Raw genomic sequence first — 22,523 nt, forward strand, 5'->3', positions numbered from 1 at the left:
CGACGGTCACGCGCGGCGGCTCGTCCGCATGCCGCCGTGACCGTCGCGTCCGGCTCTCAGGCCGGGGAGAGCAGTTCGTCGGCCCGCAGACAGGCCGGCCCCTCCGGCGCGCCGAGGTATTCGCGTACGACGGAGTAGGACTCGTACTCGTAGCGGATGCCTCGTCTGATGCGTACCAGGGAGGCGTCGGTGAGTTCGCCGAGCAGTCCGACGATGCGGCCCCGCTCCGTGTCGTCCCCGCCGCTGTCTCCGAGCAGCACGTCCTCGGCGGTGTAGACCTTCTGCCGCAGCGCCAGTCGGCGGAGCAGCGTCTGCTGTTCCGCGGAGAGCAGTTCGACGCTCCAGCGCACGCTGTCGGTCAGTGTCCGGTGCGGGGACAGCCCGCTCGTGTCGATGCCGTCCAGCATCTCCAGGGACGACTCGGTGTTCACCAGCATCTCGACCGGGACCGACCGGACCCGGCGGGCGGCGAGTTCGATCGACAGGGGCAGTCCGTCGAGCCGTTCGCACAGCGCCGCCACCAGGGGCAGCTGTCCGCTGAGGTCCAGGGTGGGCACGCCCGATCCGACCCGGCGCAGGAACAACTCCACGGCGGCCGGCACGTCGTCGTCCAGTGCGTGCACGGCCAGGGGCTCGACCTCCCAGGTGTCGGCGGACGGGACCGTCAGCGGGCGCCGTGACGTGACGACGAAGTGCGCCGCCGGGAAGGCCCCCATCAGCTCGTGGGTGAGCCGGGACACCGTCGTCACGACATGCTCCGCCGTGTCCAGTACGACGAGCCGGCGGCCCTCCGTCTCCCCGGCGCCCGGGACTCCCGGCCCGACGGCCCGCAGGACGGCGGCCCGCACCGCCTCCGCGGCCTGGGCGGTGCCGTGCCGTTCCGCGGGGCAGTGGGACAGGTCGACGACCGCGACGCCGTCGGCGAAGAGCGGCTGGAGGGCCGTGGCGGCGGCGAGCGCCAGCCGTGTCTTGCCCACCCCGCCGGGCCCCGTCAGCACCAGCAGCCGACTGCGCCGGACCGTGTCCACCACGTACCGGAGGTCGGCCCCCCGGCCCACGAACTCGTCGAGCGGCGCGCGGACACCCCGCCAGCGGGCGGGGTCGACCGAGCCCGTCCGCTCCTCGGACCGGCCACGCTGCGCGGGGATCCAGAGCCGGACGGCACCGCCGCCGGCGTTCGGCTCGCTCTCCGCCAGTGCGGACAGGGAGGTGCCGAACGCCTTCAGCAGCAGGTCGATCGAGGTCCTGCGCGGGTTCGTGTTGGCGCCCGTCTCCAGATTGCGGATGGTGCGTACGCTCACGCCGGAGCGTTCGGCCAGTTCTTCCTGTGTCCAGCCGACGGCTCTGCGCCGGCCGAAGAGGAACGCGCAGATCTGACGGACATCCATCATTCCGACCGTTCCCAAGTCATCAGCGTGCAGCATCGAAATGCCTCCCCCATACCCGTTCGACACTTCTCTTCCCCTGACCGACCGCGCCGAGGGGCACGGGAGCCCTCTCCCGTCCCCCTCGGCCGCGCCGGTACCCGTGACACCCCGTCCGACGCGATCGGTCACGGGTTACGCGGTGGGGTCGTTGCCCACCTTCACGATCTCGTTGCCACCGTTCACGAAGACCACCCGCGGCTCGTACTTGGCCGCTTCGGCGTCGTCCACCGCGGCGTAGGCGATGATGATGACGGTGTCTCCGGGCTGCACGAGCCGGGCGGCGGCACCGTTGATGCAGACCACACCGGTGTTCCGCCGGCCCTCGATGACGTACGTCTCCAGGCGGGCGCCGTTGTTCACATCCACGATGTGGACCTGCTCGCCGGGCAGCAGGTCGGCTTCCTCCATGAGGACCGGGTCGAGCGTGAGCGAACCGACGTAGTGGAGGTCGGCCTCGGTGACCGTCGCTCTGTGGATCTTCGACTTGAGCATGGTGCGCTGCATGATCCGCGTGGCTCCTCTTGAGTTGGGCTACCAGGTTCAGGAACTGATGCAGAGCGGGGCGGTGTCCGGGCCCGGGCCCGCCCCGCGATTCCGGCCGAGAGGTTCGGGTCAGCCGAGGATGTCTTCCACCGGGAAGTGGGGCAGGAGGTCCCACCCGAGGGAGTCCGAGGAGTTCTGGGTGGTGGGGACCTCACCGCCGGGCGAGTCGGCCTGGGCGGTGCCGCCCAGGACACCCAGCGAAAGGAAGAGGGCACCAGCGGTGGCGGCAATGACTCGAACGCTTCTGGACACGACGTTTCTCCCCGTTTGAATACCAGTGATATGCGAGGGGAAGCCGTGAGGCTTGTCGAGCAATCCCCCCACATGAATCCTGCTCGAATGGGTACTCGAATCGGAAGCGATTAAAGTGGCAGGAAATCACGGCTGTCAGAAGTGCGACACCGAGTAAGGGAAAAGCAAAATCGCCGCGGAGCACGGTCCTCGGCGTCCGCTCTATCGCGATATGACCGCGATCATCCGGCGGGCACGGAGACGGCGGCCAGGAGCAGGCCGCGGGACGCGGCCCAGCGGCCCGTCATCTCGTCCAGCCGGGCCCCGCCGGCCGGGGGGATCGGCACCGAGAGCCGGACCGTGAACGTGCCGTCGGGCGACAGCCGCACATCCGCGTCACCGTAGTCGAGCCAGCGGCCGGTCAGCGGTGACCAGACCTTGTAGACGGCCTCCTTGACGCTGAAGACGAGCCGGTCCCAGGCGACGGGCGCACCCTGGCCGACCGGCAGCTCTTCCAGCCGGGCGCGCTCGTCGGCCGAGAGCGCGCGGGCGGCGACGGCCACCGGGAGCGGGAGGTCGACCTCGGCGTCGATGCCGATCGCCGCGAAGCCGGACGAGGGGCCCACTGCGGCGGCACGGTAGCCCGGACAGTGCGTCATGCTGCCGACGCAGCCCGCGGGCCAGAGCGGAGCGCCCCGACGGCCGGGCAGCAAGGGGGCGGGCGGGCGTCCCAGTTCGGCCATCGCCAGCCGGGCACAGCCGCGCACGGTGGTGAACTCACGGCGGCGCTCGGCCACCACACCGTCGACGAGCCGGGCCTCCGCGGGGTGGAGCACGATCCGTGCGGCCGGGCCGGTGTCGCCGAAGTCCTCAACGGCGGCCACACCGTGCGGAACCAGCCCCTCCATCACATTCCGGGACGAGTCCGCCCGTCCACGGTCCGACCGTCCCCGAATGTCAGCCATACACCCGTCCGAAGATCGTGCGAAACCGGCTCGCCGAGGCGGGCGCCGCATTTTATTACCGGCCAGTAGCAAGAAACGTCACGGTTCGATTTAATCCACTATGGCGCGATGTAAAGCAGACTTAACACCGGGCATTACGGAATGCGGACGGCTATACCCAAGCCATCCCGGGGCCTCTTGAGTAGGCTGCCCTGAGTCGGCTGCGCTGCGGGTGGCCCGCCTTTCGCCGGGCGACCACCTGTGCAGTCACCGCCGGTTCGGTCCGCACCCGAGCACGGGAGAATCGAAGTGGGCCTGGGCGACGCTCTACGAGCACAGGCACCGCACAGGGGGAAATTACATATGGGATATTCCTTACACGATCTAGGACTCGACGAGTCCGCAGACACCGTCTACCGGGCCATTCTCGGGAGAAGACGCTGGCGCATCGACGAAATCGCCGACCACCTCTCCCTTCCCGTCGACCGAGTACACAGGACCATAGAACGGCTCGCCGCCCTGAACCTTGTCCAACGGCCGGACAGCCACCAGGACACCGTGGTACCGGAGGACCCGCAGATCGCCCTGCGGTCCCTACTGCTCCGCAATGCGGCCGAACTACGCTTCAAACACGAGCAGTTCGAGACGAGTCGCACCGCGGTGGCCAAACTGCTCGACGACTTCACCGATCTCTATCCCGGCGTGGAACAGAAGCACCTCGAAAGCCTTGTGGGTGTCGATGCCATTCGTGAACGCCTCACCGATCTGGCCGGGTCCGCAACGCGCGATTGCATGACGTTCAATCCCGGCGGTGCACAATCCGAAAGCGCACTCGCCGCCAGCATGCCGCTCGACAAGGAAGTTATCAGCAGAGGCGTACTGATGAGGACAGTGTATTTGGACAGTGCACGCACTCATACTCCGACCGCCCGATACGCACACTGGTTGACCGAATTGGGCGGTCAAGTGCGCACCACTCCCACACTTCCGCTGCGCATGATCGTCATCGACCGGGAGACGGCACTGCTGCCCGTCGACCCGGAGAACACCCGCCGTGGCGCGATTCAGATCACGGCCCCCGGAGTCATCGCCGCACTGGTCGCCCTCTTCGAGAACACCTGGGCGTCCGCCGTGCCGCTCACGTCGGAGCTGGACACCTCCGACGAGAACGAACTGTCCCGGCAGGAGCGGGAGATACTCAGCCTCCTCGCCGAGGGCCACACGGACGCCGTCGTCGCGAACAAGCTCGGCATCTCCCAGCGGACGGTGGGCCGGGTCACCTCCGACCTCATGAGCCGGCTCGGTGCGCGCAGCCGCTTCCAGGCGGGCCGGCACTCCGCCCTCCAGGGCTGGATCTGAGCATGCCGACGCGCAGCGGGCCCGGGCGGTCCGGTCCCGCTGCGCGTCCCTCGGACGGCCCGTCGTCGCTCAGCCCGCGGCCGGTCCCGGGACCGGCCGGCGCTCGGGTTCCAGGGCTACCGGCAGGGTGGCCAGACCGCTGAGGAAGCTGGAGAAGACCCGCTGCGGGGGCGCCGTCGCGACCGGCGTACGGACCAGGGCCCGCAGCGCCTCTAGGACCGCCGAGATCTCCTGCCGGGCCAGGTGGGCCCCGATGCAGAAGTGCGCTCCGTGCGCGAAGGCCAGGTGCTTGTTGGGCGTCCTGGCCTGATCGAAGCGCTCGGGGTGGTCGAAGACGCGCTCGTCGTGGTTGGCGGAGACGTTCCACACGGTGACCACGTCCCCCTCCTCGATGAAGGCGTCCCCGAGGAAGCTGTCCTGGGTGGCGGTGCGCCCGCCGTGCAGGGCCGGCGTGGTCCACCGCAGCACCTCGTCCACCGCCGTGGCGGTGCCCACCGCCCCGCTCTTGAGCAGCTCCCACTGGCGGGGGTGGGCGATCAGCGCCTCCAGGCCGCCGATCATGGCCAGCCGGGTCGTCTCGTGGCCGCCCATGATGATGCTGTAGCAGTTGAAGATGATCTCCTCGTGGCTCAGTGGCCGGCCGGCGACCTCCTGGGACACCAGCAGGCTGACGATGTCGTCGTACGGCTTGCTCCGGCGTGACTCCGCGAGTTCGGCGAAGTACAGCAGGAGCCCGTTGCGAGAGGTCCAGCTGGTCTCCGTGGTCGGCACCCCGTCCGTCGAGGACAGCGCCGACGAGGTGAGTTCGATGATGTGTCCGCGGTCCGTGGCCGGGACGCCGAGCAGGTCGCAGATGGCCGCGAGCGGGATGTGCGCGGCCACCTCGCCCGCGAAGTCGCACGTGCCGCGCTCCACCGCCTCCGCCAGCAGGCGCCAGGTGGAGCGGCGCACGCTCTCGACCACGATCTCCAGCGCGCGCGGCCCGAACGGCTTGTTGAGGACCGTGCGCAGCGCCGAGTGGTCGGGTCCGTCGGTGACGGCGAGCATCTTGCCCGCGGCCGAGTCGCCGCCCGCCAGCAGGGTGTCGAGCACATTGCCCCGCTCGGAGGTGAACGCGTCCTTGTTCTTGTACACCGCGGCGACGTCGTCGTAGCGGGTCACGACCCAGAAGCCCGGACGGCCCGCGGTCTCCGGCTGCCAGTACACCGGCTCCTCGGACCTGAGGTGCCGCCAGACGTCGGACAGGTCGTACTCGGCATGGACGCGGGGATCCGCGAGGTCCGTGCGCGGCAGGTCGCCCGGAGCGAGCCGGGGGCGATCGAACATCGTCGACTTCCTTAACTGGAGGGGGCCCGGGGCGCCGTGCCTCAGCCCTGGACCCCGTTGGTCAGGGCGTGCCCGGGGAAGAAGGCCGTGGTGGGGCCGGCGGTCTCGCCGCCGTCGACGACGAGTTCCTGCCCCGTGACGAAGGACGCCTCGGGCGAGGCGAGATAGTGGAACGCGGCGGCGATCTCGCGGGGCGAGGCGTGCCGCCGGGACGGGATGCGCTCGTTCACCTCGGCGAGCATCGCGTCGGTGTACTCGGCGCGCTGCATGGGTGTGAGCACGGCGCCGGGGGTGACGCAGGCGGTGCGGACCACCGGGCTCAGTTCCAGCGCGAACGTCCGGCACAGCGAGGCGACCGCCGCCTTGGTGGCGTTGTAGTCGGCGTACAGCGGATAGCCGCGCAGTCCGTTCACGGAGGCCGTCGCGAGCAGGACGCCGTGCCCCTGGCGGACCATGTGCGGGGCGGCGTGGCGCCACATCGCGAGGACGCCCATGAAGTTGACGTCGACGGTGCGGCGCACGTCCTCCTCGGTGAGGTCGAGGACCCCGCGCCGGTTGCTGATGCCGGCGTTGGCGACGACCACGTCCAGGCCGCCGTGGGTGCGGTGGACCTCGTCGAGCGCGGCCCGTACGGCCGGCCAGTCGGCGACGTCCACCTTCACCCAGGGGATCACGGCGGCGTCGGGCGCCGCCGGGTCCGGGCCGGCGGGCGGAGCGACGTCGAAGTTGACGACCCGGTCCCCGTCGGCGGCGAACCGTTCGGCGACCGCCTGTCCGATGCCGCTGGACGCACCGGAGACCACAATCACGCGCATCGCGGGAGAACCTTTCCGGAAGGAGGGCGGGGCGCCGGCCCCGGCCGGCGCCCCCTGGGTGGTGTCACGGCACGGCGGGGCCGCCGGCCGTGTGCGGATCAGACGAGGACGCGGTGGCTGCCCTCGGTGAAGTCGCTCAGGCTGCGCCGCAGATCGCGGCTGACCGTGAGCTTCTTCAGCCAGCGGTCGGTCCCGTCGTAGCGGGCCCGGAACGGCCTGCGGCCGTGCACCGCGCGGTAGTTGTCGACGACCAGCAGGGTGCCGGGATCCACCACGACGTCCTGCTGGGCCGCCTCCAGCTCCGCCATCAGCCGGTCGAGGGCCGCCTCGGCCGCCGGGTCGTCCCCCAGGCAGCGCATGAACGGACGGTCCAGGCGCAGATACGGGCTGACCGCGTCGCCGAAGAGCACCGCCACCGGCTCCGGGTGGCTCACCATGCGACGGGCCTTGGCGAGCGCCGGATGGTGCGGGTCACGCGCCTCCAGCTGAAGGATGTGCTCGTCGTCGGGGAAGATGTGGAAGCGCTTCTCCGACAGGATCCGCCGGTCCGCCTCGTCGAGCCGGACATCGCGTACGGAGGCGACGATGGTCGGTATCCGGTCCTGGTTGCGCAGCCCCAGCAGGAGCAGGTAGTCGCAGCGCTGCGGATGGAAACCGTCCTCGGTGTGGAACTCCAGCAGGGCCGAACTCCCGTACCCGCTCTGGCGTTGCTCGTCGCCCGCCACCGGCAGGATGTTCTGCACCAGCCGGCCCCGCTGGAGCGTCGCCCAGCCGAACGGCTCGCCCAGCACCATGCCGCACAGGGCCAGGGAGAGTTCCTGGTCGCGCGTGCTCTTCCCGCCGATCGCCGAGTTCCAGTGGTCCGGGGTCGGTCCGATGTCCTGGACCGGGAACCCGTGCACCAGACAGGCGGCCGACCGCTCGTCCCGGGCGAACTCCTGGAGGAAGCGGCGCAGTCCCGGCGGCAACTGCTCCGGGGCCCGCCACGCCTCTTCGTAGAACGCCGGCTCCGAAGGGTCGCCGGAGGTGTCCCGCAGCGAGTGGAGCAGCTGTTCCAGAGCTGCCACCTCGCCGGAGCCGAGGGTGTACTCGGCGGGTGTGTCGGTGACGGTCATCGGGCGGCCTCGGTCGCGGCGATGAGGCTCTTGGGCCGCATGTCCGTCCAGTTCCGCTCGATGTGGTCGACGCACTCCTGCCGCGAGGCCTCGGCGTGAACGACGTCCCAGCCCGCCGGCACCTCGACGAACGACGGCCACAGCGAGTGCTGGCCCTCGTCGTTGGCCACTACCAGGTACGTCGCGTCGGGATCGTCGAAAGGGTTTGCCACTGCTTGCTCCTCATGGTGGTGACCGGTTCCGGTCGTGTCGGGCGGTTGGTCCTGTGCGGCCCGGGTCGGGCCGCGGTCACTGCTCGCGTGCGGGCCGGCCGAGCAGGGTCTCGGCCGTGTGGTCCGCCGCTTCCGGGTCCGTGGGGTGACGGGCACCTCACGGACCCGGAGTTCTTGGTCCGTCCGCCGCCGGTTCGGCGCGCGGCCGTCGGCGTCAGGTGGTGAGGGAGGCGGTCGCGGCCGCCGGGCGCATCCGGCGGTCGGCCGTGGGCGGGTCCGGCGGGCGCGGCGCCGGGCGGGGGTCGTCCGCGCCGGAGCGGCCGACGGGTGCGGCCAGGGCGGAGAGCGCGGCCACCCATGCCTCGACGATGTCCCGGACGTCCTCCTCGGACATCAGTTGCGCGGCCCAGGTCCAGGTCGCCGACAGACGGGGTCCGTCCGCGTGGTCCTCCAGGACGGTGGTCACCTCAAGGGTGTGCCACAACGGCGTGCTCTCCCCGGTGCCGTCGGTGACGGCGTCCTGCTCGACGGCGGGCCGCCACAGGCCGTCGTCCCCGGCCGTGGACTCCCCGTCGCCCGGGACGGATGCGCGGCCGAGATGGGTGAACCCGATCTGCGGCCGCGGGAACCGGTCCGGTGCCACGGCGGTGTGCCGGGCCGGCCGTCGTGGGCCGCTCCGGTCGCCGGGAGCGGGGGCGATGCGGACGGGCCGCGGTGCGGTGAGCCAGCCGACCGTGCGCGAGACGTCCGGGCCGCCCGCGCCGTCCCGTCGACAGCGGTCGGGCACATCCACCAGTACGGCGGTGTCCGCGCCGAGTTGCTGCTCGCGCCGCCACTGGGTGACGGCCAGCGCCAGCGCGGTCAGCAGCACCTCCTCCGTGTCCGCCCGGAACGTGTCCGGGACGGCGGTCGCCAGGTCCGCGCTGAGGCGGGCCGGCAACCGCCGGACGAGGGAGGCCGAGGTGGCCCGGGTGTCCCGGGCCGGATGCAGGGGGGCGTCGCTCAGCGGCGGATCGACCGTCGGCCTTCCCTCGGGCGACGGCGGTTCGGCCGTCCGTGCCGGTTCGGCGACCGGCGGTCGCCCGTGCCCGGGCCAGGTCCCCAGCGGCGTGGGCACGGGTGCGAGTACGGGGGTGACGCCGTCGGCCGCGGCACGCCACGCGGCGGCCAGGTCGGCCAGCAGAATCCGCCAGGACGCGTCGTCCACCGCCAGTTGATGGATCGTCAGCAGCAGTCGTCCAGGGTGGTCGGGACCGGCGTCGAACCACACCGCTCGCGCCAACACCCCCGCTTCCGGGTCGAGTTCGGCCACCGATTGGGCGTACCGGACACGGACGGCGGCGCGCAGCGCCGGCCCGTCCAGGCCGCGCGCCTCGGCAGCGTCGAGGAGGTCCGCCGCCTTCACCGCACCCGGATCCCGTACGACGAGCGACCATCGGCCGTCCGTCCGCCGCGCCACCAGGCGCAGTGCGTCATGGTGGTCCACCAGTGCCTGGAGCGCGACCGTGAGGGTGTCGGCGCGGAGGCCCGCGGGGACCTTCAGCAGCCGCGACTGACTGAGCGTCCCGACCGGACCGCCGTGCGCGCGCAGCCAGTCGACCACCGGGGGGACCGGCAGGTTCGTCGTGGTCATGCGGAGTCCCCCCAGTCGGCCGCGAACTCGTCCAGTTCGTCCTGGTCCAGCACGAGCAGCGGGTCCTCGGACGTCACGGCCGCGGGTGGCTCAGCGTCGGGCAGGTCGGTGACGATCGCGGCCAGTTCGGCGACCGTCTTGTGCGTGAAGACATGCCGGGGGCTGAGGCCGAGGCCGATCTTCCGTGCCCGGGTGACCAGTTGGACGGAGATGATCGAGTCGCCGCCGAGGTCGAAGAAGCTGTCGTCGATGCCGACGCTCTCCACCGGGAGCACCTCGGCGAACAGGTCGCACAGCGACTTCTCCAGCGCGCTGCGCGGCGCCCGGCTCTCGGCGCGCGAGGTGAACTCCGGCTCGGGCAGCGCGGCCCGGTCGAGCTTGCCGCCGGGGGTGACCGGCAGGGCGTCGAGAACGACGAAGGCGGCGGGGACCATGTAGTCGGGCAGGGCCGCCGCCGCGCGCTCGCGCAGCCGCGCGAGGTCGGGCACGGCGCCCGTCGCCGCGACGAGGTAGGCCACGATCCGCTTCACGGTGTGCCCGTCCTCGCGGACGTGCACGACGACCTGGCCGACCGTGTCGTCGGCGGCGAGCACGGACTCGATCTCGCCCAGTTCGATGCGGAATCCGCGCACCTTGACCTGGTGGTCGACGCGCCCGAGGTACTCCAGCGAGCCGTCGGCCCGCCACCGTGCCACGTCGCCCGTGCGGTACATCCGGGTGCCCGGGGCGCCGAACGGGTCGGCGACGAACCGCTCGGCCGTCAGGGCGGGCCGGCCGAGGTAGCCGCGGGCGAGTCCGGCGCCCGCCACGCAGAGTTCACCGGGGACGCCGACGGGAACCGGCTGGAGTCCGTCGTCCAGGAGGTACACGCGGGAGTTGACGACCGGGGCGCCCATCGGCGGCGACCGGTGTCCGTGGAGCGGGTCGCTCATCGTGGCCATGACGGTGGCCTCGGTCGGGCCGTACGCGTTGACCATGACGCGCCCCGTGGACCAGCGGGCGACGAGGTCCGGCGCGCACGCCTCACCGCCGACGACGAGCGTCACTCCCGGCGGCAGCCCGTCCTCGGGCATGGCGGCCAGCGACGAGGGCGGCAGCAGCAGACAGCTGACCTCGTGCTCGGCGACCGTCCGGGCCAGTTCCGGACCGGGCAGCAGCCGGTCGGCGGGCACGGTGACCGCGCAGGAACCGGTAAGCAGGGCGGTGCACAGTTCCCACACCGAGGCGTCGAAGCTGGGTGACGCGAACAGCAGCACGCGTCCGCCGGGGCCGGCGCCGATCCGGTCCGCCTGGGTCGCCACCATGCTCGCCACCCCGGCGTGCGTGACGACGACGCCCTTGGGCCGGCCGGTGGAGCCGGAGGTGTAGATGACGTAGGCGGCCGAGGCCGGACGCAGCGGCCCGGTCCGGTCGGCGTCGGTGAGGTCGCCGCCCGGAGCGGCGGTCCACAGGTCCGGCGTGTCCACCAGCAGCAGCCTGTCCGGTGCCACGGGCAGACCGGGTGCGGTCTCCCGGGTCGCCAGCACGAGGACGGGCCGGGAGTCGTCCAGCATGTACGCCACCCGGTCGGGCGGGTAGGAGGTGTCGACCGGCAGATAGGCCGCACCCGCCTTGAGGACGGCGAGGGTCGCCACCACCGACTCGGCCGAGCGCGGCACGGCGATCGCCACGCGCGCCTCGGGCCCCACGCCGTGCGAGACCAGGACGCGCGCCAACCGATTGGCGTGGTCGTCGAGTTGGGCGTAGGTCAGGGTACGTTCGCCGGACTCGACCGCGAGGGCTCCGGGGGCGCGGCGGACCTGTTCCGCGAACAGGTCGGGAAGGGTCGCCGCGGGCAGCTCGCGGCCGGTGTCGTTCCATTCGGTGAGGATGCGGGCGCGTTCGCCGGGGCCGAGCAGGTCGATCCTGCCGACCGGGGTCGACGGGGCGGTGACGAACACGTCCAGCACGCGGCGCAGCCGGTCGAGCAGCGCCTGGGCGGTGTCACGGTCGAACAGGTCGCCGCGGTAGTTGAGTTCCAGGCTCGGCCGCTCGCCGGGCACCACCACGAGGCTCAGCGGGTAGTGCGTGGCCCCCGGCGCGGCCTCCTCGTCGAGCGTGATGCGCAGGCCGGGCACCTGTTCGCGGACGCTGTCGCGGTCCACCGGGGTGTTCTCGAACCCGACGACGGTGTCGAAGAGTTCGCCGAGTCCGCACCAGCGCTGGACGTCGGCGAGCGGGACGTGCTGATGGCCGCTGAGCGCCGACCGGCTTCGCTGGAGGTGCTGGAGTTCGGCGTCCAGCGGGCGCGCGGGGTTCAGCCGTACCCGGACCGCGTTGGTGTTCATCAGCATGCCGACGATGTCCGCGGACCCGGGGAGTTCTGCCGGGCGGCCCGCGACGGTGGCGCCGAACACCACGTCGTGGCGTGAGGTGTGCCGGCCCAGGACCACGGCCCAGGCGCCCTGGATCACGGTGTTGAGGGTGAGACCGAGCGAGCGGGCGCGGGCGGTCAGGGCCGCGCCGGCCGCCTCGTCGAGACGGTGGGAGACCAGTTCGGGGATGCGGGCGGCGGCGGCGTCCGCGCCGGGGGCGACGAGCGTCGGCTCGTCCAGCCCGGCCATGGCCTCCCGCCAGGCCCGCTCGGTGGCCTCGCGGTCCTGATCGCCGAGCCAGCCCAGGTAGTCGCGGTAGGGAGCGGCCGGCGGCAGGGCCGAGCCGTCGCCGCCGCGCGCGTACATCGCGAACAGGTCGCGGAAGAAGAGGGGCAACGACCAGCCGTCCAGCACGATGTGATGGTGCGTCAGCACCATCAGGTGGCGGTCCGCGGCCAGTCGTACGAGCGTCACGCGCACCAGGGGCGGACGGGTCGGGTCGAAGGGGCGTACCCGGTCCTCGGCCATCAGCGCGGTGACCCGCGCCCGCTGCTCGGCGGCGGGGAGGTCGCTGAGGTCGATCTCCTGCCAGGGCAGGGTGACGCTCTCGGACACGGCCTGCACCATGCGTCCTGACCGGAGCCGGACGAATCCGGCACGGAGGTTGGGGTGGCGGTCCAGCAGCGCCGTGCACGCGGCACGCAGCACGGCCGGGGCCAGCTCGCCGGTGAGTTCCAGGGGGCGCTGGGTGGTGTAGACGTCGATGCCGCCCTCGGCGAGCACCGCGTGGAAGTGCATGCCCTCCTGCAGCGGGGTCAGCGGCAGTACGTCGGCGAGACCGGGGTAGAGCCGGTCGAGTTCGGCGCGCTCGTCCCGGTCGGGGGTGAACAGCGGGCCGTCGTAGGACGGGGCCGGGGCGGCGGCGTCGGACGGCAGCTCCCGGGCGGCCTCGGCGAGCGCGGCGACGGTCCGGTGCGTGAACACGTCCTTCGGGGTGATCAGGAGTCCGGACTGGCGTGCTCCGGCGGCCAGTTGCATGGAGGTGATCGAGTCGCCGCCGAGGTCGAAGAAGCTGTCGTCGATGCCGACGTGCTCCGCGCCGAGCGCGTGGGCGTACAGGTCGCACAGGGCGCGCTCGCGCTCGGTGCGCGGCGGGCGGCTCGCGGTGGCGGCGGCGAACTCGGGCGCGGGCAGCGCCGCCCGGTCCAGCTTGCCGTTGTGCGTCAGCGGCAGCGCGGGCAGGGCGACCACCGCGGCCGGCACCATGTAGTCCGGCAGGGCCGCCGCGGTCAGCGCCCGCAGCGCCGCGGCGTCCACGCTCTCCCCGGCCACCGGTACGACGTAGGCGACCAGCCGCCGTACGCCGGGCCGGTCCTCGCGGACGATGACGGACGCCTGGTCCACGGTGGCGTCGGCGGTCAGCACGGACTCGATCTCGCCGGGTTCGATCCGGAAGCCGCGCACCTTGACCTGGTCGTCGGAGCGGCCGGCGAACGCCACCGTCCCGTCGGGCAGCCGGCGGCCGAGGTCGCCGGTGCGGTACATCCGGGTGCCCGGGGTGCCGAAGGGGTCGGCGACGAACCGTTCGGCCGTCAGGCCTGCTCGTCCGAGGTAGCCGCGGGCGAGCCCGGCGCCGGCCAGGTACAGCTCGCCCTCGACGCCGACCGGGACGGGCCGCATCCGCTCGTCGAGCAGATAGAGGCGGATGTTGTCGGCGGGCCGTCCGATGGCCGGCGCCGTCGCGTCGCCGAGCCGGCACAGCATGGCGTCGACGGTGCACTCGGCCGGGCCGTAGAGGTTGTACACGGACAGGCCGGGTGCGGCCCGCAGTTCGGCCCAGAGGGTGTCGCCGACGGCCTCGCCGCCGAGCGCGAGCGTCCGCGGCCGGTGTCCCCGGCCGTCCAGGAGTCCGGCGGAGCGCAGCTGCAGGAAGAACCCGGGTGTGGTGTCGAGGACGTCGACGCGGTGGCGCGTCACGTAGGCGACGAGGTCCTGCGGGTCCTTGCGGGTGTCCTCGTCCACGAGGTGCAGTTCGTGTCCGGCGACCATCCACAGCAGCTGGCTCCAGGACGCGTCGAAGACCAGCGCGTTGGTGAGGGCCACCCGTAGCCGGCCGCCGCCGGCGGCCTCGGTCTCCGGAGTGAAGAAGTTCGCGTGATGGCTGTGGAACATGTTGGCCAGCGCGCGGTGCTCGACGGCCACGCCCTTGGGCCGTCCGGTCGAACCGGAGGTGTAGATCACGTAGGCGAGATGCGACGGCAGCAGCGGGCGCACCCGTTCGGTGTCGGTCAGGTCGGCCTCACGGGTGCCGTCCCCGACCTCCTCGTCGACGAGGAGCCGCGCGGGACCGCCGTCCGGCAGGTTTCGCGCGGAGGCCGCGTCGGTCAGGACGAGCCGGGGCCGTGCCTCCTCGAAGAGGGTGCTGATGCGGTCGGCCGGATACTCCAGGTCGACCGGGACGTACGCCGCCCCGGACTTGAGGATGCCGAGGATGGCCACCACGCTGTCCGCGGTACGGGGCAGCGCCAGCGCCACCAGGTCGTCGGGGCCCGCCCCGCGCGCGGCCAGCCGGCGGGCGATGCGGTTGGCCCGCGCGTTGACCTCGGCGAAGGTGAGCCGGGTGGTGCCGCAGACGACGGCGGTCGCGGCGGGGTCGCGGCGGGCCCGCTCCTCGAAGAGCGCGGGCAGTGTGGTGACCGGGTGGCCGCGGGCGGTGTCGTTCCACTCCGTCAGGATCCGCTCCCGCTCGGCCGGGGTGAGCAGCCCGATCCGGCCCACCGGGGTGTCCATCCCGGCGACGACCGTGCGCAGCAGATGCCGGAACCGGCCGAGGACCTCCTCGGCCCCGGTCCGGGTGAACAGGTCCTGGCGGTAGTTGAGTTCGAGGCGTGTGCGCTCGCCGGGGTAGACGGCGAGACTCAGCGGATAGTGGGTGCCCTCGGGCGTGTCGTCGACGCTCTCCTGCGCCAGCGAGATCCCGAGGCCGGGCAGGCCGCCCCGAGCGAGTGCCGGGTCGAGGGGGTAGTTCTCGAACGCGACGGTGGTGTCGAAGAGTTGGGGCATGCCGGTGGCGCGGTGGATGTCGGCGAGCCCGAGGTACTGGTAGCCGCTCAGTGCCGACTGCTGCTCCTGCACCCGTTCCAGGATGGTGCCGACCGGTGTGGCCGGGTCGAGGAGGACCCGTACGGGCACGGTGTTGATGAGCAGGCCGACCATGCCCTCGACGCCCTCGACCTCCGGTGGCCGGCCGGCCACGGTCGCCCCGAAGACCACGTCGTCGCTGCCGGTCAGCAGGGCCAGGAGCAGCGCCCACGCGCCCTGCACCAGGGTGTTGACGGTGAGCCCCCGGCGTCGCGCGGCGTCGGTGACGTCCGAGGTCTCCGCCTCGTCCAGGTCCGCGCTCGCGCGCTGCTGGCGCCCGGCCCCGCTGTCGGAACCGGCACCGGGTGCGACCAGCGTGGGCTGTGCGAGCCCCGCGAGGGTGTCCCGCCAGGCGCGTTCCGCCTCCTCGCGGTCCTGGGCCTGGAGCCAGCCCAGGTAGTCGCTGAACGGGGCCACCGGCTCCAGCCCCGAGAGGCCCCCGCCCTGTGCGTACCCGCGGAACAGGTCGCGGACCACGATCGGCAACGACCAGCCGTCCAGCAGGATGTGATGGTTCGTCAGCACCAGCAGGTGCCGCTCGGCGCCGAGTCGGACCAGCGTGAACCGGACCAGCGGGGGGCGCCGCATGTCGAAGCGCCGCTCTCTGTCCTCGGCGAGCAGCCGGCCGAGGCGGGCCCGCTGTTCCGTGGCGCCGAAGGCGCTGAGGTCGGCCTCGGCCCAGTCGAGTTCCACCCGTGCCGCGACGGCCTGTACGGCTTCACCGGAGCGGCGTTGCAGGAATCCGGCACGCAGGCTGGGGTGCCGTTCCAGGACGGCCGCGCACGCCGCCTTCAGGGCCGCCGTGTCGAGGGCGCCGGTGAGTTCGAAGGGCGCCTGCATGTTGTAGAAGTCGACGCCCTCGCCGTCGTAGAGGGAGTGGAAGAGCATGCCCTGCTGGAGCGGGGACAGCGGCAGAACGGCTTCCAGTGATCGCTGCTTCACTTCACGTCCCCCAATTGAGCTTCGAGCTCGTCGAGTTCGTCCTGTTCGAGGAGGACCAGCGGTCCTCTTGGCGCCACCGGTCGCGAGGGACCCGGGGCGATGTCCCGGGCCACGTCGACGAGGGCCGCGACCGTGCGGTGGGTGAACACGTCGCGCGGTGTCAGCGCCAGGCCGGCGGTACGGGCCCGGCCGGCCAGCCGGGTGGAGGCGATCGAGTCGCCGCCGAGGTCGAAGAAGCTGTCGTCGATGCCGACCCGGTCGAGGCCGAGCAGCTCGGCGAAGAGCGCGCACAGCAGTTCCTCGCGCGCGTCCCGCGGCTCCCGGCTGTCCGCGGCGCCCGTGAACTCGGGCTCCGGCAGGGCCTTTCGGTCCAGCTTCCCGTTGGGCGACAGGGGGATCCGCTCCAGCTCGACGAGGGCGGCCGGGACCATGTAGTCCGGCAGCGCTCCGGCCAGTCGGCCCCGCAGCGCGTCCGGGTCGAACACCGCACCGGGCGCGGTGACCACGTAGCCGACGAGCGTCGGTGTGCCGGGGCGGTCCTCACGGACGACCACGGCGGCGCGGAGCACGGCGGGGTCCTTGCCGAGCACCGTCTCGATCTCCCCCGGCTCGATCCGGTGTCCCGCCACCTTGACCTGGTGGTCGACGCGTCCGCGGTACTCCAGTTCGCCGTCGGGCCGGCGCACGGCCAGGTCGCCGGTGCGGTACATCCGGGTGCCGGGCGGGCCGAAGGGATCGGGGACGAACCGTTCGGCCGTCAGCGCGGGGCGGTTGACGTAGCCGCGGGTGACGCCGGTGCCCGCGATGTACAGCTCGCCCTCCACACCGGCCGCCGCGGGTAGCAGGCCGTCGTCGAGGACGTACGCCCGCAGGTTGGCGCCGGGCAGGCCGACGGGGACGGAGCCGGTGCCGCCGGGGCGGGCCCGCCGGCTGGTGGTGTAGACGGACACCTCGGTGGGGCCGTACAGGTTGTGCAGTTCGGCGTCGAGCGCGGCGTGGAAGCGGTCGGCGAGTCCGGCCGTGAGGGCCTCTCCGCCGCAGAACACCCTGCGCAGGCTCCGGCAGTCGCGTGCGCCGGGCTCCTGCAGGAAGAGTTCCAGTGTGGACGGCACGAACTGGGCGACGGTGACCTGCTCCCGCCGGATGACGGAGGCGAGGTAGCCCGGCCCGTGCTGGGTCTCGGGCTCCGCGATCACCACGGTGGCGCCGACGGCGAGCGGCCAGAAGATCTCCCACACCGACGGGTCGAAGCTCATCGACGTGCGCTGGAGGACCCGGTCGCCGGGGCCGAGCGGGAACGCGTCCTGCTTCCAGCGCAGGTAGTTGGCGATGCCCTCGTGCGCGACCACGATGCCCTTGGGCCGGCCGGTGGAGCCGGAGGTGTGGATCACGTAGGCCGGGTGCAGGGGGTGGAGGCCGTCCACGGGTGCGAGCGGCTCCGTGTCCGCCGCGGTGTCCGTCAGGGTGCGGTAGGCGTCCTCGTCGATCAGGAGGACGGGGTCGGCGTCCTCCAGTATGTTGCGGACCCGCTCGTCGGGGTAGCCGGGGTCGACCGGCAGGTAGGCCGCGCCGGCCCGGAGGACCGCGTGCAGGGTGATCAGCAGTTCGGCGGAGCGCGGCAGCCGGACCGCGACCACCTGGCCGGGGCCGGCGCCCCTGGTGGCGAGGACGGCGGCCAAGGTGCCCGCGGCGCGGTCGAGTTCGGCGTAGCTGAGCGTCCGTTCGCCGTGGACGACCGCCGGGGCGCCGGGGGTTCTGCGCACCTGCTCGGCGAAGAGCCGGGGCAGGGTGGTCGCGGGATACGGGCGGGCGGTGGCGTTCGGCCGCTCGACGGCCGCGTGGTGCTCGGCGGGGGTGAGCAGTTCGATGCGTCCCACGGCGGTCTGCGGCGCCGTCACGAACGTCTCGAAGACCCGCTTGACCCGGTCCACGATCGAGCGGATGTCGGCGGAGGCGAACACGTCGGTGCGGTAGGTGAGTTCGAGGCGCAGCCGGGAGCCGGGCACCACGATGAGGCTCAGCGGATAGTGCGTCGCCCCGGTCTGGTCGGCCTCCGTCTGGGTGATCCGCAGGCCGCCCGCGGCGTCCCGGATGCCCGCGCGGTCGATGGGGGCGTTCTCGAACACCGTGGTGGTGTCGAAGAGTTCGCCGTGTCCCGCGATCCGCCGGACGTCGGCGAGGCCCAGGTACTGGTGCGGGCCCAGTTCGGCCTGCTGTGCCTGGAGCCGGGCGAGCAGCGCCGCCAGCGGCTCGCCGGGCCGGGTGCGAACCCGTACGGGGACGGTGTTCATCAGCAGGCCCACGATGTCCGAGACACCGGGCAGGTGCGCGGGCCGGCCGGAGACGGTCGCCCCGAACAGCACGTCGCGCCGTCCGGTGAGTCCGCCGAGGACCATCGCCCAGGCGCCCTGGACCACGGTGTTGAGGGTGAGCCCGTGGGTGCGGGCCCCTTCCGTCAGCTTCCCGGTGAGTTCCGCGGACAGCTCGGCGACGGCGAGGCCGGGGAGGGTCGTCCCGGTCTGCGGCGGTGCGTCGGGCGCCACCAGCGTGGGCTGTTCGAGGTCGGCGAGCGCTTCGCGCCAGGCGTCCTCGGCCGCGGCGCGGTCCTGCCCGGCCAGCCAGTCCAGATAGGTCCCGAACGGGACCGCCTCGGGCAGCGCGAGGTCGTCCCCCGCGGAGCGGTACAGCGCGAACAGGTCCCGCAGCACGAGCGGCAACGACCAGCCGTCGAACAGGATGTGATGGCTCGTCAGCACCATGACGTGCTGCTCGGGCGCGGTGCGGATCAGGGTGAAGCGCAGCAGCGGCGGACGGGCCATGTCGAACCGGCGCCGCTTGTCCTCGGCGAGCAGCCGGGCCGTCCTGGCCCGCCGCTCCTTCCCGTCGTAGCCGCTCAAGTCGGTTTCGGTGAACGGCACTTCGACGTCCGCGAGCACGAGTTGCACGGGCCGGCCCGACATCGTCTGGTCGAATCCGGCGCGCAGGGCGCCGTGCCGGCGCAGCAGCGCCTCGCAGGCGGTGCGCAGGCGCGCCGGGTCCAGTTCGCCGGCGATGCCGAAGGTCTTCTGGACGGTGTAGGCGTCCGCGCCGTCCCTGTCGAACAGGGCGTGGAAGAGCATGCCCTCCTGGAGGGGCGTCAGCGGCAGGACGGCCTCGACGTCGCTCGCGGGCCAGCGGGTTTCGAGGTGTGCCCGTTCGTCGGGGCCGAGTTCGAGCGCCGCCGTCACGGGTGCGGGTGCGGCCGGTGCCGGTTCCCGGGCGGCCTCGGCGAGGGCCTGGGCGGTGCGGCCGGAGAAGATCTGCTGCGGGGTGAGCACGAGCCCCGCCTCGGCTGCCCGGGCGGCGAGGCGGATCGCGGTGATCGAGTCGCCGCCCAGGTCGAAGAAGTTGTCGTCGGGGCCGACCTCGGTGGCGCCGAGAACCTCGGCGACCAGGGCGCACAGCAGCGTCTCGCGCTCGGTGGCCGGGGCCCGGCCGCCGGAGCCGCCGGTGACGACCGGCGCGGGCAGCGCGGCCCGGTCCAGCTTGCCGCTGGGGGTCCGGGGCAGTTCCGCCAGCTCGACGACGGCCGCGGGAACCATGTACTCGGGCAGCACCTCGGCGAGCGCCCGCCGCAGTCCGGCCGGGTCGAGGCCGTGGCCCGGAGCGGCGACCGCGTAGCCGACGAGCCGCCGGACGCCGGGGTGGTCCTCGCGCACCAGGACCGTGGCCTGCGCGACGGACGGCTGGTCGGCGAGCGCCGCCTCGACCTCGCCCAACTCGATCCGGAATCCCCGCAGTTTGACCTGATGGTCGGAGCGTCCCAGGTACTCCAGTTCGCCCTCGGCACTCCAGCGGGCGACATCCCCCGACCGGTACATGCGCGTTCCCGGGGGGCCGAAGGGGTTGGCGACGAACCGTTCCGCGGTGAGGTCCGGCCGGTTCACATAGCCCCGGGCCAGGCTCTGTCCGGCGATGTACAGCTCACCGGGTACGCCCTCCGGGACCGGCCGCAGCGCGTCGTCGAGCAGCAGGATCCGTGAGCCCAGGACCGGGCGGCCCATCGGCGGCACGGTCCGGCCGGTGAGCGGCCGGCTCATCGTCGCGATCACGGTGGCCTCGGTCGGCCCGTAGGCGTTGACCATCCGGCGCCCCGCCGACCAGCGTTCGACGAGACCGGGGGCGCATGCCTCCGCCCCGACCACGAGGGTGACGCCCGGGGGCAGACCGCCTTCGGGCATGACCGCCAGCGCGGACGGCGCGAGCAGCAGCAGACTCACGCCGGTCTCGGCCACCAGGTCCGCCAGCGCGGGGCCGGGCAGCAGCCTCGTCCGGTCCGCCACGACGGCGCAGGAACCGGTCAGCAGCGCGCTGCACAGCTCCCACACGGAGGCGTCGAAGCCGGGTGAGGCGAAGAGCAGGACGCGTTCGGGCTTGCGCAGGCCCAGCGGTTCGGACTGGGCCGCCAGCAGGTTCGGCACACCGAGGTGCGGTACGACGACGCCCTTGGGCACCCCGGTCGAGCCCGAGGTGTAGATGACGTAGGCGGCGTCCTCGGGGCGCGAGGGCCGGACGCGCTCGGCGTCCGTGAGGTCGCCGTCGTCGGCTCCGTCGAGCAGTCCGGGGGTGTCCACGGCGAGCGGTTGCACCCCGGCGCCGTCCGGCAGCACGGTTCCGGTGACGGTCAGCACCACCGTGGGCCGCGCGTCCCGCAGTACATGGGCGATCCGGTCGGCCGGGTAGGTGATGTCGACCGGCAGATAGGCGGCACCCGACTTCAGTACGGCGACGAAGGCGACGACGGCGTCGACGCAGCGCGGCATCGCCACGGCGACGAAGCGGTCCGGCCCGGCGCCGTGGGCGACCAGTACCCGCGCGAGGCGGTTGGCGCGCGCGTTGAGCTCGGCGTAGGTGAGGGTGGTGCCGGATGCCGCGCCCGATGCCGTCGGTTCGCCTGCCCGGTGGACCGCGGGGGCGGCCGGTGCGGTGCGGACCTGCTCCTCGAAGAGCGCGGAGAGCGTGCCGGTGCGCGGCTGCGGGCCGGTGCCGCCGTCGGTGCGCAGCAGGCGCGCCCGCTCGTCGTCGGACGTCAGGGCGACGCGGCCGAGCGGCTGGTCGGCGTCGGCCGCGGCGAGCGCCCGCAGATAGGTGACGAAGCGCCGTTGATGGGCGTCGAGCTGCTGCTGTGTGTACCGGCCGGGGTTGGCCTCGAAGTCGACGAGCAGGATCTCGCCGCCGGGCCCCCGGCGGACGCTGATGTTGAGGTCGAGGACCGTGCCGCCGGGCAGGGGCCGGGGGTGGGTCGGATGTCCGCCGAAGCGCAGGTCGCCGCGGAGCGGAAGGACGTTGACGACGATGCCGAAGAGCTGGCCGTCGTCGCGTACGAGGTCCAGCTCGCGCCGCAGCTCCTCGTACGGAAGGCTCTGGTGGACGAGCAGCTCGCCCAGTTCCCGGGCGACCTGGGTGAGGAGGTGTCCCCAGGTCCGCGCCGGGTCGACGGTGAGCTTCAGCGGCAGCTGGTTGGCGACCATGCCGGGCACGTTCTGGGTCCCCGGTCCGCGCCGGGCGGTCACCGGCACCCCGAGGGTGAGGTCGCGTACGCCGGTCATGCCGTGCAGATACGCGGCCACGGCGGCGATGACCGGGACGGTCCAGGGCGTGCGTGCGGCCCGCCCCGCGGTACGCAGGGCGGCCATGTCGGCCTCGGTCAGGGTGACCGTACGGGAGACGGGGCCCGCCGGCGGGGTGTCCACCGGGGTCTCGGAGAGGCTCACGGGCTCGGGCCGGTCGGCGAACCGTCCGGTCCAGTAGGCGCGGTCGCGGGTGTACTGCTCGGACTCCAGGTACGCCGTCTCGTCCGCGAGCAGCGCGGACAGGTGCCCGAGCGGGACGCCCGCGGCGGGCTCCCCGCGTACGGCCGCCGCGTAGAGCTCGGCGACCCGCCGGGTGAGGGCGACGCCGCCGAACGCGTCGGTGAGGATGTGGTGGCAGCGCCGGTACCAGAGGTACCGCTCCGCGCCCACCTTCAGCAGCGCGTCCCGTGACAGGTCGTCACGCAGCAGGTCCAGGGGCGTCCGGTGGTCACGGTCCATCCAGGCGAGCGCGGCGGCGTGCGGATCGGCCGCGGCGGTGAGGTCGACGCTCTGCAGCGGCGGTGTGCCGGCCGCGGTGAGCCGCTGCCGGGGGCCCTGCGGGCCGTCGATCAGCCGGACGCCGTAGCTGCCGCACTCCTCCTCGGCCCGCCGGATCGCCTCGCGCAGGTGGTTCGCGTCCACGGGACCGTGGATGTCCAGATAGTGGCCCGAGTTGAACGTGGTCGCCGCCGGGTCGAACCGCTGCGCGAACCACACCCCACGCTGAGCCGTGGTCAACGGGAACTCCCCGCTCCGTGCGCCCTGCGAATTCATGGGACTGCGACCGCCTTTCCCGACGAGTACGGGGTACTCGCCCCACCTGTGTCTCCGGTCCTGCCGATGCTGTCCGGCGGGCACCGGCGCGGGCC

Annotated in this window: 12 protein-coding genes; 1 reads left to right on the forward strand and 11 read right to left on the reverse strand. The window is 72.8% G+C overall.

From position 1 onward, the window contains the following. Positions 1 to 56 precede the first annotated feature (56 nt). The 4 genes from ACIPTO_RS00400 to ACIPTO_RS00415 form a co-directional block, all read right to left on the reverse strand. Positions 57 to 1,391: a helix-turn-helix domain-containing protein gene (locus tag ACIPTO_RS00400; RefSeq protein ID WP_401188074.1), complete on the reverse strand. Its 1,335-nt coding sequence runs from the start codon at positions 1,389 to 1,391 to the stop codon at positions 57 to 59. Positions 1,392 to 1,559: 168 nt separating this feature from the next. Then, positions 1,560 to 1,931: an aspartate 1-decarboxylase gene (panD, locus tag ACIPTO_RS00405; protein WP_401188077.1), complete on the reverse strand. Its 372-nt coding sequence runs from the start codon at positions 1,929 to 1,931 to the stop codon at positions 1,560 to 1,562. Between the two features lie 108 nt (positions 1,932 to 2,039). Continuing rightward, positions 2,040 to 2,222, reverse strand: coding sequence for a hypothetical protein (locus ACIPTO_RS00410; protein WP_366324621.1), 183 nt, complete (start codon positions 2,220 to 2,222; stop codon positions 2,040 to 2,042). A gap of 221 nt (positions 2,223 to 2,443) precedes the next feature. Further along, on the reverse strand, positions 2,444 to 3,109 hold the full coding sequence (locus ACIPTO_RS00415; protein ID WP_401188080.1) for a 4'-phosphopantetheinyl transferase: 666 nt from the start codon (positions 3,107 to 3,109) through the stop codon (positions 2,444 to 2,446). Positions 3,110 to 3,508: 399 nt separating this feature from the next. Between ACIPTO_RS00415 and ACIPTO_RS00420 the strand changes: the two genes are divergently transcribed. After that, positions 3,509 to 4,504, forward strand: coding sequence for a LuxR C-terminal-related transcriptional regulator (locus tag ACIPTO_RS00420; protein WP_401188083.1), 996 nt, complete (start codon positions 3,509 to 3,511; stop codon positions 4,502 to 4,504). A 69-nt stretch (positions 4,505 to 4,573) separates the two neighbouring features. Here ACIPTO_RS00420 and ACIPTO_RS00425 read toward each other — a convergent pair whose 3' ends face one another. From ACIPTO_RS00425 to ACIPTO_RS00455, 7 genes are all read right to left on the reverse strand, one after another. After that, positions 4,574 to 5,830 (reverse strand): cytochrome P450, encoded by a 1,257-nt coding sequence (locus tag ACIPTO_RS00425; RefSeq protein WP_401188085.1) that lies wholly within the window; start codon positions 5,828 to 5,830, stop codon positions 4,574 to 4,576. 41 nt (positions 5,831 to 5,871) lie between these two features. Beyond that, positions 5,872 to 6,645 carry an SDR family oxidoreductase gene (locus ACIPTO_RS00430; protein WP_366324613.1) on the reverse strand — a complete coding sequence of 258 codons (774 nt, stop codon included), beginning with the start codon at positions 6,643 to 6,645 and terminating at the stop codon, positions 5,872 to 5,874. Between the two features lie 98 nt (positions 6,646 to 6,743). Continuing rightward, on the reverse strand, positions 6,744 to 7,760 hold the full coding sequence (gene gntD, locus ACIPTO_RS00435; protein ID WP_366324611.1) for a guanitoxin biosynthesis L-enduracididine beta-hydroxylase GntD: 1,017 nt from the start codon (positions 7,758 to 7,760) through the stop codon (positions 6,744 to 6,746). Continuing rightward, positions 7,757 to 7,972, reverse strand: a complete 216-nt coding sequence (locus tag ACIPTO_RS00440) for an MbtH family protein (RefSeq protein WP_401188088.1) — start codon at positions 7,970 to 7,972, stop codon at positions 7,757 to 7,759. Before ACIPTO_RS00440 ends, gntD begins: the two co-directional genes overlap by 4 nt. A gap of 214 nt (positions 7,973 to 8,186) precedes the next feature. Further along, positions 8,187 to 9,605 (reverse strand): condensation domain-containing protein, encoded by a 1,419-nt coding sequence (locus ACIPTO_RS00445; RefSeq protein WP_401188090.1) that lies wholly within the window; start codon positions 9,603 to 9,605, stop codon positions 8,187 to 8,189. Further along, positions 9,602 to 16,042 (reverse strand): amino acid adenylation domain-containing protein, encoded by a 6,441-nt coding sequence (locus tag ACIPTO_RS00450; protein ID WP_401188093.1) that lies wholly within the window; start codon positions 16,040 to 16,042, stop codon positions 9,602 to 9,604. The genes ACIPTO_RS00445 and ACIPTO_RS00450 overlap by 4 nt, the downstream gene beginning before the upstream one ends. Next, positions 16,039 to 22,392 carry an amino acid adenylation domain-containing protein gene (locus tag ACIPTO_RS00455; RefSeq protein ID WP_401188096.1) on the reverse strand — a complete coding sequence of 2,118 codons (6,354 nt, stop codon included), beginning with the start codon at positions 22,390 to 22,392 and terminating at the stop codon, positions 16,039 to 16,041. The genes ACIPTO_RS00450 and ACIPTO_RS00455 overlap by 4 nt, the downstream gene beginning before the upstream one ends. Between the last annotated feature and the right edge of the window lie 131 nt (positions 22,393 to 22,523).

It is taken from the genome of Streptomyces sp. NPDC090083, assembly GCF_044747445.1.
GTDB lineage: Bacteria > Actinomycetota > Actinomycetes > Streptomycetales > Streptomycetaceae > Streptomyces.